The 11,787-nt window shown below is 47.3% G+C and carries 12 protein-coding genes; 5 read left to right on the plus strand and 7 right to left on the minus strand.

Annotation, left to right across the window (positions count from 1 at the left end; translation table 11 throughout):
- Positions 1-65: 65 nt before the first annotated feature.
- Complete coding sequence (locus EC604_RS09690; RefSeq protein WP_240036755.1) at positions 66-641, plus strand: class I SAM-dependent methyltransferase; 576 nt, start codon at positions 66-68, stop codon at positions 639-641.
- Between the two features lie 77 nt (positions 642-718).
- On the opposite strand, the gene EC604_RS09695 is transcribed toward EC604_RS09690, so the two are convergent.
- The 4 genes from EC604_RS09695 to EC604_RS09710 all read right to left on the minus strand — a co-directional run bounded on the left by EC604_RS09695 (position 719) and on the right by EC604_RS09710 (position 5,626).
- Positions 719-1,033: an ElyC/SanA/YdcF family protein gene (locus EC604_RS09695; RefSeq protein ID WP_240036757.1), complete on the minus strand. Its 315-nt coding sequence runs from the start codon at positions 1,031-1,033 to the stop codon at positions 719-721.
- 645 nt (positions 1,034-1,678) lie between these two features.
- Positions 1,679-4,054 (minus strand): carbohydrate-binding domain-containing protein, encoded by a 2,376-nt coding sequence (locus EC604_RS09700; RefSeq protein WP_123063978.1) that lies wholly within the window; start codon positions 4,052-4,054, stop codon positions 1,679-1,681.
- Positions 4,055-4,119: 65 nt separating this feature from the next.
- Positions 4,120-4,800, minus strand: a complete 681-nt coding sequence (locus EC604_RS09705) for a DUF4956 domain-containing protein (protein WP_123063979.1) — start codon at positions 4,798-4,800, stop codon at positions 4,120-4,122.
- Entirely contained in the window at positions 4,793-5,626 is an 834-nt protein-coding gene (locus tag EC604_RS09710; RefSeq protein ID WP_123063980.1) for a polyphosphate polymerase domain-containing protein, read from the minus strand. The genes EC604_RS09705 and EC604_RS09710 overlap by 8 nt, the downstream gene beginning before the upstream one ends.
- A 249-nt stretch (positions 5,627-5,875) precedes the next feature.
- Here EC604_RS09710 and EC604_RS09715 point away from each other — a divergent pair, with 249 nt between their 5' ends.
- From EC604_RS09715 to EC604_RS09725, 3 genes are all read left to right on the plus strand, one after another.
- A complete protein-coding gene (locus EC604_RS09715) occupies positions 5,876-6,553 on the plus strand; it encodes a response regulator transcription factor (protein WP_123063981.1) in 678 nt (225 codons plus the stop codon).
- Entirely contained in the window at positions 6,553-8,028 is a 1,476-nt protein-coding gene (locus EC604_RS09720; protein ID WP_123063982.1) for a sensor histidine kinase, read from the plus strand. Before EC604_RS09715 ends, EC604_RS09720 begins: the two co-directional genes overlap by 1 nt.
- A 197-nt stretch (positions 8,029-8,225) precedes the next feature.
- Positions 8,226-8,480 (plus strand): hypothetical protein, encoded by a 255-nt coding sequence (locus EC604_RS09725; RefSeq protein ID WP_123064172.1) that lies wholly within the window; start codon positions 8,226-8,228, stop codon positions 8,478-8,480.
- A 446-nt stretch (positions 8,481-8,926) separates the two neighbouring features.
- Here the strand turns inward: EC604_RS09725 and EC604_RS09730 are convergent, their stop codons facing one another.
- On the minus strand, positions 8,927-9,694 hold the full coding sequence (locus tag EC604_RS09730; RefSeq protein WP_123063983.1) for an SDR family NAD(P)-dependent oxidoreductase: 768 nt from the start codon (positions 9,692-9,694) through the stop codon (positions 8,927-8,929).
- Positions 9,695-9,894: 200 nt separating this feature from the next.
- Here EC604_RS09730 and EC604_RS09735 point away from each other — a divergent pair, with 200 nt between their 5' ends.
- The gene (locus EC604_RS09735) at positions 9,895-10,530 is read left to right on the plus strand and encodes a TetR/AcrR family transcriptional regulator (protein ID WP_161556900.1); all 636 of its coding nucleotides are present in this window, start codon (positions 9,895-9,897) and stop codon (positions 10,528-10,530) included.
- 67 nt (positions 10,531-10,597) lie between these two features.
- On the opposite strand, the gene cobA is transcribed toward EC604_RS09735, so the two are convergent.
- Together cobA and nirD are read right to left on the minus strand one after the other, a co-directional pair.
- Entirely contained in the window at positions 10,598-11,413 is an 816-nt protein-coding gene (cobA, locus tag EC604_RS09740; protein WP_240036758.1) for a uroporphyrinogen-III C-methyltransferase, read from the minus strand.
- A gap of 49 nt (positions 11,414-11,462) precedes the next feature.
- Positions 11,463-11,780 (minus strand): nitrite reductase small subunit NirD, encoded by a 318-nt coding sequence (gene nirD / locus EC604_RS09745; protein WP_123063985.1) that lies wholly within the window; start codon positions 11,778-11,780, stop codon positions 11,463-11,465.
- Positions 11,781-11,787 lie beyond the last annotated feature (7 nt).

The following is an 11,787-nucleotide window of genomic DNA, read 5'->3' on the forward strand; positions in this document are numbered from 1 at the left end:
GACAAAGGGAAGCTTTTGCGCGGTCATAGACCGCCGAAGCTTCCCTTTGTTATGATGAGATCATGATGATTATTCAATTATTGCCATGGCTTATCGCCGTGTTAACTTTGATTGCCGTTATATGGATTGTAATCGTAAGCTGGAAAAATGGAATTTCGCCCATGCCGACATCCCGCCCGGTCAGACAAGTGGTTATACAGGAGGTTAATCGTATATCGGGTTATGCAGATATTATGGAAGCGGGTTCGGGATGGGGAACGCTGGGCATGGATGTAGTGAAATATTGTCCTGGCAAAAGACTGACCGGCATCGAAAACTCACTCATCCCACTGTGGACTTCTCAATGGTTAACATGGCTGAGTATATTGCTCCGCCGGGCCGGAGGACAACAGCATTCGTTGAAGGGGCGCCTGCGCTTCACCCGAGGCAACATCTACACATGCTCCTATGCGCATGCGGACTGTGTGATCTGTTATCTATTTCCCGGTGCAATGAATCGGCTCGTGGACAAGTTCCAACGGGAACTGCCGCCGGGGGCGAAGGTCATTAGCGTCTGCTTTGCATTGCCGGGCAAGGAGCCACTGCGTACCATCACCTGCCGCGATGCACTGCGAACGAAGGTGTATGTGTATGCTTTTTGAGAGTGGGACAGGTGGGTATTTTCAAAAATCGACCATGTGAGGTTGTACTATCGCTACAGCTTAATGAGTATGTACAGCTAGTTTGGACGGTTGACCCAATTCGGGATATGATGGGCAAAGTATTGTCCTACCTTGGTTAGCTCTTTCATCACGGGAGCAATTTTCATATCATCAAGATACCAGTTATCTTTGGTAATCCCACTGTTATCGGTTACAGGTTTCACATAGAAAGTCGTCTCGTTAAAAACAGTCTGATACGTCAGTAAGGCACGGCGTGCATGGACCGATTTATACACTAATATTGCCTTAGCCGGATTGATCCCTTTTTTATGAAGAATATGCTTCGGAAATGTTGAGTTTTCAAAGGTGTTCGTGGCCTGATCTTCACGCAAAATGGTTCCCCACGAATCTAGATTTCGCCTTGACTAATTCTAACGATCCCCAGAGACGCTATTTGGCTGGATTCAGCTATTATAAAAATCTAACGATCCCCAGTGACGCTATTTCGGTAGAAAAGCTATATTTTGGCTGTTTTTTGGCATATTTCCTGGAAATAAGCTCCGTGGTGATCGTTAGAATCTGAAAAGGGTGTTTTCCTGCAAAATAAGGTTCCTGGTGATCGTTAGAATTTAATTTCTGACGTGAAAACCTGAGCTTTCGATGCTTTCGATACCCTGATTTCATCCTTGAGCCATATAGTGAATCACGCGGCTTGGTTTCCATACCCGATTGAAGTTGTTCTCAGCTGTTGCCCAATTAAGTATGTTCCTTTATCCAAGAATGTAACTTATCTGCGTAAAAAGAACGCTCCTCCAGTGTCATAGTTAATTGGAAACCAGCTAAGCAACCTTTAGAATATATATCCATATTTGCGTTAAGATGACAGGGTTCTGTTAGATGACTTATTTTCCTATGGGAAAAACAAGCAAAGTCCGGCTCTGATTTCAACTTGATTGTGAAATCAGAGCCGGACTTTTTAATTTACTGAGGTCAGGCAATGGCAACTGCCATCTATTCAAACAGCTTATTGAATTTGGTTACTTTGCCGAATCCGTAGTTCCTGTAGTTCCAGTTGTGCTTGTCGTACCCATTGTATCCGTAGATGTACCGGACTGCGAACGATTTCTCCCACCGCCGAATCCGCCTTGTCCATTGCCGCCACCGAAACCACCCATGCCGGAGCGGGCTGTCGTTACGCCCGATTCATTCACCCAGGTCACATTGCTTGTGGATTGGAAGGCAACGATTTGGGTTCCGCCGCTATAGGTACCGCCAGTATAGAGCCCGTCCACCGCTTTGCCTGTCGATGTTCCGCCAGAGAAGATGACATAAGATCCATCTTTTGCGAGATCAGGTGAGCTAACGACTACGTTTTGGTAATCTTTAGCTGGTGCAAACGTCAGGATATTGTTGCCTTTGCTATCCTGAACATGAACCAGTGTTCCGGCTTTTTGTGTCTCAGGGAAGGTCATCACGATTGTATTTTGCGTTGAAGCATCGGAAGTGCCTTGCGCCATGCCAGAGCTTCCCGCCGCAACAAGATATCCGCCGCTGATTACAAACGTTCCGTCATAATCCAGTGCCCCGTTCCCATTATTCGTTGGGCCATTCACGATAACCGTTCCGCCCGTCATTGTGATGGAACCATTGGCATCGAGGCCGTCACCACCAGCATTTACGGTAAGAGTTCCGCCGTTGATGTGAAGTTCGTTATTGCCTGATGATTCACCTGGCATACCGCCAGGGCCGCGGTTCTGCTGACTTGCATCTGTATCTTGTACCGAGTGATTTGACGTGGATGTGGTACCCGTCGTTCCAGTGGAGTTAGCAGAGTTTGTGTCAGTATCTGTATCTACTGATTTGTTTGTGTCGATAACAGAACTGCTGTTATTTGTATCTTTTCCCGATGTAGTTGCTGTTGTGCTACTTGTTGTTGCCTCATCGCCAGCGGCATTCACCCCATCATCTGATGCTGTTACGTCCACTTCCCCGTCATTCAAGGTGATAATTGCCCCTTCGAGTCCTTCATAACTTTTCACAATCTTGATGGTTCCACCGTTAATAGTCAGCGCCTGATCGGCATGAATACCGTCATCCCCGGACTGAATGTTGAAAGTCCCATCGTTTACTGTCACATTGCTATTGCTGTGCAAGGAATCATCCATAGAATCAATTGTGTATGTTCCGCCATTGACGGTGAGATTGGTTCCTGCTTTAAGCGCTTTGGCGCTTATAGACTCTTCCTCTGTAGTCGTCGTTGCATTCGTACTCTTACCTGTACCTGCTTGTGTACCTGTGTTCGAGCCATTGCTATTTGGCATCGCTGGCATGTCGGCAGGCGGTTTACCATCTGGTGGTGTGCCCATATCGGTTGGAGGCGTTCCGCCATTCATTGCACCATCACCACCGAATCCACCACGGCCTCCGCCGAATCCACCACCGCCGGGACCTTCTTCGACCTTGGCAGGTGCATTCGCACTGCCGCCAGCCGTCGCGATGTTATACGTACCGCCATCGGTGACAAGTGCGGTTTCCGCCTGAATGCCATCGCTGCCGCTCTGAATGTTGAAGGTGCCGTCTGCAATTGCGACAAACCCTTTGCTGGCATCTGTATCATTGGTTGACTTAATGCCGTCACCCGCTGCATCAACCGTAATGGTACCTGACTGAATGGCAACCATATCTTTGCCTTTGATGCCGTCGTCAGCTGCCTTGACGTTAATGGAACCGCTGATGATTTTCAGATCATCTTTGCTTGTGATCCCTTCATTATAGTTGCCTGTGACGGTCAACTGACCCGCACCGTTAAACGTAAGATCGGCTTTGCTAAAGATGGCCGCATCCGGCTCATCGGTGCTGCTGTCGGCATATACGTATGTTTTACCATCAGAAACGGCGTTTTGAGTTCCTTTTTCAAGCGTGATTACCGCTTTTCCTGCCTTTTGAATATAGATTCCTGCACTGTCATTGTCATGAATGGTTGCGCCGTTTAACACGAGATGTACCACGCCTTTATCAGCGACGTTGACCACAATTTGGCCGTTGGTTAGCTCACCGCTCAACACATAAGTGCCTGCTTCGGAGATAGTAACCGAACCGCTCGCTGCCTTCGCACCGGACCCGGTTACGGTTGCTGTCGTACCGTTCAGCTTAATCATGGTCGATTCCGCTTCAGTCCAGCTGACATTTGTATCATCGGCATCGAGTGAGACCAGATCAGCATACTTCACGGACGTAGACTCGCTGACGGATACGATTTTGGTTGTTCCAGTTGTGGAGACGGCTGCATTTGCTGTGCTGCTTGTCGTTGCTGGAGCACTGCATGCTGCGAGCAAGCTGGTAATCATGGCGATGGACCACAGTTTGCTGCCTGTAATCATGTTTTTACGTTTCTGAGAATTGTTCTTCTTCATATATATCGTTCCTCTCCAAATCATAATGGGTCAATCGAATAAGCGAGCAAGCGAATCTTCCAAATTTAATATTCTGTCGTTGGACTCATCGTTAACGAGATATCCAGGTTGCCGTTCCGTGTACGGATGGCATCCAGAAATTGCTTCTGATTCACGCTCTCGTGAATCGTGACGTTGTAGACCAGTTCATACAGACTACCCAGTTCGGTCGTTCTGATTTTTTTCAGATCAAATGGGACTTTAAAGGTATGGAATACTTCGTTCAGCGCTTCTTCATAGCTCAAATTCTCAGGAATGGTAACCTTGAGTGTTTTCTGCGTACTCTTCTTCCCGCCAAAGTTAAATCGGTTCAGTACAAACATCAGCACACACAGAATAACGGTGAACAGAACAGCGTAACCAAAAGCCCCCACACCACAAGCCAGACCGGATGCCATCGTGAACAAAACGTAAGCAATGTCTTTCGGATCACCAGGTGCGCTGCGGAAACGAATGATGGAGAAGGCTCCCGCCAAGCTGAATGCCCGGGCGATATTGCTGCCGATCAACAGAATAATAATCGCAACGATCACGGGAAGCACAACCATCGTCAGCGTAAAGCTTTGTGAGTAAGTGGCTTGATTGGTTTTCATATAGGTAAAACTGATGATAAGTCCTAGAAGGATGGCAAGTCCGATCGTGATGACAGCACTGCTGAAACTCAAGGTTGAATCGTCTAGGGCGGAGCTGAAAAGGGTATCAAGCATATAATACACGCTCTCTTTCTCGAATTAATTTCTCTTGTGAAGCAGCCGCGGTCGCATCATTAGGATTGAAATCGGTACCAGGGATAAGCCCGCGTTCCGTCTGATAATTCAGATTGGTGGTTCTCACCAGATGTCTGTATTCATTGCCGTATTTGGAAAATCCAGTTCGGTACAACCTGTGCTCCGACAGCAATTGGGAGAGCCACATCGGAACGGTTTTTTCGGCTTTGACTTCCATGAGCCAGCGCCCGTCCTTCACGAGCGGTTCACCGTAATCTCCTTGTTCCAACTTCAGATCATATCTGCGGCTGCGAATGTTAGTGTCAAAGGTAATGCGAAGATCGCGGCTGTTCTTGTCAAACAATGCTTTGCGTTCGTATGCCAGATAAACTTTAGGTTCGAGATCGTAGAGCCTGAGAAAATATTTGATCTCTTCCAGCACCTGCGGGTTCATGTAGTCGGCCAGCTCTGGCGCTAGTCCCGAGCGAACAAAATCATAAGCTTCGTCCAGCTTCAGCGCCGTTCGGCGTTTGTTGACGAGGCCGAACACTTTCTTTTTGATCTCCAGATATACTTTTGCATTCTCTTCGGGTATTCCATAGGCACGTAAGCGCAGCTTTTCTTTGTATTTCGGTTTGGAAAGACTCGCTCGAATCAGAGAATCCTGCGGTGTGTCGAAGTACAGATTACTGATGGAGTAAAACTCATGTGTTTTGTTGTAGGCATCCAGTTCCATGTAATGTAACAGATCGCTGTAAAAATGCTGGTATTGCTCATCGGTCAACAGGTACTTGCTCTCATATCGGTTGAATACTTCAATCGCCATGATGGTTCAGTCCTTTCGGGTATGGATAAGTTGGTGTATGTTTTGATTATGTTTGGTTTGTTGTGTGTTGCTGCCCTGTCTGTATCTTAACGAAGCAACCTTGAATGAATCTTAAATGGTTTTACATTGCGTTAACATTTCTTTGCCTTCATCTATATCGTGCGGGTGTTCCAATTATTAAGGTTGATTCAAGGTTTAATTGATAGAATAAGGACATACAAACCATCGTGAGCAGAGGATGAATAGAGGATGAGAATTTTAATAGCGGAAGATGAGGTTCATCTGGCAGAGGCCGTATCGCAGATTTTGAAAAAAAACAACTACTCCGTGGACATGGTCCACGACGGCAGATCCGGACTGGATTATGCGCAGAGCGGCATCTACGACCTGTTACTGCTGGACATTATGATGCCGGAAATGGATGGCATCAAAGTGCTTCAAACGCTGCGCAGCGAGGGGAATCATACGCCGGTTATTTTGCTGACAGCCAAAGGAGAACTGTCGGACAAAGTATCCGGCCTCGATTACGGTGCCGATGATTATATTGCGAAGCCTTTTGCCACGGAAGAATTGCTTGCCCGGATTCGGGCAGCCTTGAGACGTAAAGGGGAAGTGATCCCTGAGGATGGATTAAAGTTTGGTGATATCGAACTGAATACCACGCAGTTGAAGCTGAGTGCACAGGGCAAGGAGATCAAATTAAATCTAAAGGAGAACGAGTTGCTGGAACTGCTGATCACCCGCAAACAAGCGATCACCTCCAAAGAGCAGATCATCGAGAAATTATGGGGATTCGACTCGGATGTCGAGTATAACAACGTGGAGGTTTATATTTCTTTCTTACGCAAAAAACTAATCTTCCTGAATTCGGCTGTTCGCATTAATACGATTCGGGGCGTAGGATACGTACTTGAGGTGACGAGCTGATGTTTAACAAACTCCGTAACCGGTTCCTGATTGTCAATCTGGTGTCGATCTCGATTATGATGCTGGTGGCCTTTGTAACGATCTACACCATTACGTACCAGAATGTGCAACGCGAAACGAATATGGAGCTGTACAAGGTGTCCGATTTCTACCATAGTCCCTTTGGTTTGGGTGCTCAACAGTCACGAGGTGAAGGGCAAAGTGAGGGAGCGGGAGCAGGAACAGGAACGGGAACGAACTCGGGGTCGGGAGTAACAACGGATACAGGTTCTACTTCAAGTTCTAGTTCAGGTACTGGCTCCGATGCTGACGAAGGAGCGAATTCAGGATCGGCAACTGTACCCTCTTCTCCGGGTAGGGGCGGGGGCAACAACGGCATGAACGGTGGGAACTTTGGTGGGTATCGACCGGGTGGAGATTCCAGTGCACCTCCTGCCCGGTCGGTTTCTTTTATGATCCAGACCGATAACGAGTGGAAGATAACCGACACCCATTCGCGGTTTGATATGGAGGACTCTTTTTACACACAAGCGCTACAAAAAGTAGACCAGGAGAAAACCGGCCAAGGTGACAGTAATCGGTGGACTGGACAATTCGCACTGGATGGCACGGACTGGGCCTATGTGGCTGATCCAAGTGGAGACGGACATATGATTGTTTTCATGGACGTGACCGCGCAACAGGGGATCCTGACCAATTTGATTTACACATTCACCGTGGTTGGGCTGATTATGTTGATCGTCATCTACTTCCTAAGTCGTTATTTTGCTAACCGTTCTATTGCACCTGTGCGTGAAGCGTTTGAGAAACAGAAACAGTTTATCGCCGATGCCTCCCATGAGTTGAAGACACCGCTAGCCATCATTCATACGAATACGGATGTGTTGCTGGCGAACCACGAGGAGACCATTGAAAGCCAGGCCAAATGGCTTCACTATATCAAATCAGAAACCGAGCGGATGTCTGGACTAACGAATGATCTGCTGTATCTGACTCAGATGGACGACTCGCGTTCCACCCTCATCCACACCAAGTTTAATATGAGTGATGCGGTGGAAAGTATTATTTTGCCAATGGAAGCCGTGATTTTCGAAAAAAATATTACCCTCGATTACAGCATTGATCCTGATCTGATGGTTCACGGAAACCCGGAGCAGATCAAGCAGGTTGTTCTGATCTTGCTTGATAACGCCGTGAAATATTCTGGGCCAAAAGGGGCTGTGAACATTAAACTCCAGAAGCAGAATCACGATGTCATGCTGACCATCTCCAATACAGGGGAGGGGATCGCGCCGGAGCATTTGGAACGGATCTTTGACCGTTTCTATCGCACGGATGCATCCCGAGCACGCAAACACGGCGGGCATGGCCTGGGTCTGGCAATTGCCAAGTCTATTGTAGAGCAACATAAGGGAGAGATTTACGCCAAAAGTGTTGTGGGCGAGGGGGCGACATTTTACGTGAGGTTATCGTAAAAGGGCATAGGGTGGACTGCTGTTAAGAAGGCCAAGTCTACGATGATGTGCGGCGGGAGTATCGGCTAAGCTCATTTTCAGAGGCTTGGGCATAACTTCCGCCCGTAATGGGATAACCTATGCTACAATGACAGCAAGAAGGATAACCGAGGAGATGAACTATTGTGGCAGACAACAACGAAATTAATGAGCAGGAAATGATGCAATATATCGCAGACAAAACAAAGGCGAGCAAGACAAATATCGAACTCGTATTAAAGCATGAGCAAGCCTACATCAACAAGGCGCATGAGAATGCCAAAGGCAAAGACGTCGATATCGACGGTGACGATCTGGCTGACTACATTTTAAGCCGTAAAGATGTGAAACTCGACGAACTGACTGTAGAAAGTATTTTGGATGCGGAAATGGATTATTTGATGGACAAGGGTCACGCGGGATACGTGGATTAAAAATTCTAACGATCACCAGCGACGCTATTTAGGTGTTTTCGGATGTTTTTAAATCTAACGATCAAGAGAGACGTTATTTTCGGAGTAGAAGGTCATTTTTGTTGAAAATAGGGTGTTTTTACTGAAATAAGGTTCCTGGTGATCGCTAGCGTAGTGAATTAGCACCGGATGAGAGCGCAGCTATTGCATATAAGAAAAAGACCTCAACTTCACACAACGGGGATTCCCCTAATGGTGGTGTCGAGGTCTTTTAGCATCAAACAAGCGGTGTGGAAGTAAAAAACTTTGGGCTTGGCCTGATGTCAGTAAAATTTCGCTACACGCTACTCTCTACAAACTATAGGGCATCTCGCCCGAGGACATCGCGTAGAGTACGCACCCGTAGGTTCTACTATACGTCCGCCCATGTGCCAATGATGTTGGTGTTACCAACCATCAATTACCTATTATTGTCCCATCATACCGCCATCTACGGTGTAAAGGGATGCTGTAACGTAGGATGCGTCTTCGGACAGCAGGAAATTCATCACAGCTGCAACTTCTTCCGGTTCACCGTAACGGCCCATTGGAATGGCGGATACTGTAGCGGATTGGTAATCTTCCACGTTGCCGGAGTTAGCTTCGATCTGGCGCATCATACGTGTGTTGATTGTACCTGGCAATACGGCGTTAACACGAATGTTGAAAGGTGCCAGTTCGTTAGCAGCGGTACGTGTGAGACCAACAACGGCATGTTTGGACATAATATATGGAGATACCGCCGGAGCGCCCATCAGACCAGCAAGGGAAGAGGTATTCAGAATCGCACCGGATTTTTGTTTTTTCATCACAGGAATGACGTTTTGCAGACCCAGGAATACCCCGCGAATATTTACGTTGTATACCGTGTCGAGTGCTTCAACGCTGAGGTCTTCGATCAGACCTGTAGGCCCTTCAATACCAGCATTATTGGCAAAATAATCGATACGTCCAAAGGCATCCAGTGCTTTTTGCACATAATTTTTAACATCTGCTTCATCGGATACGTTGGCTTTGACCGCAATGACATGCTCTTGATCGAGATTCAATTCAGCAATCGTTTTGGCAATCGCTTCTTCGTTCAAATCAACCAATACCAGATTAATTTTACGTTCAGCCAGGCGACGTGCAAGCTCTTTACCAATACCTCCGGCAGCTCCTGTAATTACAGCGGTTTGTGTGTAGGATGTACTCATGATTGAATCGTCTCCTTATAATATATAATGGGCAGGTAATCTTCCAAAGCTGAAAACCTGTCGTTTTTAGCTCCTGTCTTAATGTTAAGATATACATAAACATGTGACAATAATCATTGACAGCGTAAATGTCAGCTATTGAACACAGATGTAAGCGTTGTTCATTTAGGTTACAATAATGGACAAAGGAGGCGGAATTGTTGATTATCGAACATCCTCAGGATCGGAGAGCACGAAGAACGCAGGATGCAATCATCGCTGCGGCGGTGTCTTTAATATTGGAGAAGGGGGCCGATGCCCTCACCATACGAGATATCACGGAACGGGCGGATTATAATCGGGGGACTTTTTATTTGCATTTTCCCGGAAAACCGGAGCTGCTGCAATTCCTTCTGGAAGATTTCCTGCAAGGATTAGGACAGGCTTACGCCGTGCCTTATGCTAATCTTACAGAAGTGGATATGACCGGACTGTTACCGTCGACTATGCCTGTGTTTGAATATATTGAAAACCATCAGGATCAATTCAAGGCTTTGATGACGATGCATGGGGATATGGCGCTCAGGATCAACAATGTGTTCCGAAATTACCTTACTCAGGACTTCATTTTGGTGACTGAAGATAGTGAGCAAGTGATCAATTATGACATCATGTTAAGTTATCTCGTATCAGCAACCGTGGGGGTTATTATGCATTGGGCAGAAACAGGGTTCAAATACTCCGCTCATTACATGGGGGAACAGCTGACAGCTCTCATTAACATCAAACCGACCCGTCTGCTGATTGAACCAGGACAGAAGGGCCGGACAATGAATGAGCGAATGCTGCTGGACTAATACATGCAAATACATGCTAATGCTGTGTGAATGCCTTCCGCTACGGGGGCTTACGTACAACTGAAGGTTAGCCCGTCATTGAAGCAGATGCAGCGCGCTGCATCTGGAGCAGTTGTTCGCGAATAAGGACAGACTCTCCAACCATAATTAAAGCTGGATTACAGATACGATGCCTATCTGCTAATGTCTGCAGTTCGGCAAGTGTGCCTGTAACAATTCGTTCTTCGCTTGTCGTTCCGCGCTCAATTAGTGCTGCTGGCGTATGCCCCGCTTTGCCATGACGAAGCAACTCTTGCTGAATCTGTGACAACTGGCTTATCCCCATGTAAATTACAAGTGTATCTACGCTATGGGCAAGCAGGTCCCAGCGAACAGAGGATACAGTTCCATCACTGCCAGTTCCCGTTACGCAGGCAAAAGAAGAAGCGACCCCGCGATGGGTTAGTGGAATGAGCGAAGAAGCGGAGGTGCCAACAGCCGAAGTGATGCCTGGAATAATCTCATACGGGATACCGGATTCCGCCAGCATCAGCGCTTCCTCACCGCCACGGCCGAAGATGAACGGGTCACCACCTTTAAGCCTGACAACGTGTTTGCCTTCTGCTGCATGAGAAGCCAGCATACGTCCAATCATTTCCTGGCTCATGGAGTGAAGCCCAGGAGCTTTGCCACAGTAAATGCGGAGAGCGCCATCCCGCGCCTCAGCAATTAATTCATCTGTGACAAGTCGGTCATACATAATGACATCAGCGGACTGAATACGTTTCAGGGCTTTGACTGTAATCAGTTCGGGATCACCAGGGCCGGCACCAATGATACTTACCAACCCCCGGCTCATGACCGTGTTCCTATAATTGACTTCTGCAGGTTTAACAAAATCCATCGTGCACCCCTCCTTCTGTCAGCATTGCCTTGTCAAGCCAACCATTTAGTTAACCTGCAATCGTAATATAGATATCCCCGCTATCTCCGTCCACTTCTGTTTTGTATGTGTTCAAGCAACCATCGTCCGGTTCGTGTACTTTGCCGCTTCGCAGATCAATCTTCCAGTCATGCAGCGGGCAGTGAACGGCTGTGCCGCAGACCATGCCCTCCGATAGCTTGCCGCCCTTGTGAGGGCAGCGATTCTCTACGGCATGTAGGCTGCCGTCACTCAGTTTGAAAACGGCAATTTCGGTATCCTCGACCAGAAAGGTACGAGCTCCTTTTTCATCAATGTCGGCCAGATGCCCAATTCGAAATTTACTCATCGCTGAT

The sequence above is a fragment of the Paenibacillus amylolyticus genome (genome assembly GCF_003719335.1).
GTDB lineage: Bacteria > Bacillota > Bacilli > Paenibacillales > Paenibacillaceae > Paenibacillus > Paenibacillus amylolyticus_D.

What these genes read in the sequence shown, in the direction of transcription:
- EC604_RS09725 (WP_123064172.1), top strand. Translation starts at nt 8,226, where the DNA reads ATGATGCAATATATCGCAGACAAAACAAAGGCGAGCAAGACAAATATC.
- EC604_RS09720 (WP_123063982.1), top strand. Translation starts at nt 6,553, where the DNA reads ATGTTTAACAAACTCCGTAACCGGTTCCTGATTGTCAATCTGGTGTCG.
- EC604_RS09730 (WP_123063983.1), bottom strand. Translation starts at nt 9,694, where the DNA reads ATGAGTACATCCTACACACAAACCGCTGTAATTACAGGAGCTGCCGGA.
- nirD (WP_123063985.1), bottom strand. Translation starts at nt 11,780, where the DNA reads ATGAGTAAATTTCGAATTGGGCATCTGGCCGACATTGATGAAAAAGGA.
- EC604_RS09705 (WP_123063979.1), bottom strand. Translation starts at nt 4,800, where the DNA reads ATGCTTGATACCCTTTTCAGCTCCGCCCTAGACGATTCAACCTTGAGT.
- EC604_RS09715 (WP_123063981.1), top strand. Translation starts at nt 5,876, where the DNA reads ATGAGAATTTTAATAGCGGAAGATGAGGTTCATCTGGCAGAGGCCGTA.
- cobA (WP_240036758.1), bottom strand. Translation starts at nt 11,413, where the DNA reads ATGGATTTTGTTAAACCTGCAGAAGTCAATTATAGGAACACGGTCATG.
- EC604_RS09710 (WP_123063980.1), bottom strand. Translation starts at nt 5,626, where the DNA reads ATGGCGATTGAAGTATTCAACCGATATGAGAGCAAGTACCTGTTGACC.
- EC604_RS09700 (WP_123063978.1), bottom strand. Translation starts at nt 4,054, where the DNA reads ATGAAGAAGAACAATTCTCAGAAACGTAAAAACATGATTACAGGCAGC.
- EC604_RS09690 (WP_240036755.1), top strand. Translation starts at nt 66, where the DNA reads ATGATTATTCAATTATTGCCATGGCTTATCGCCGTGTTAACTTTGATT.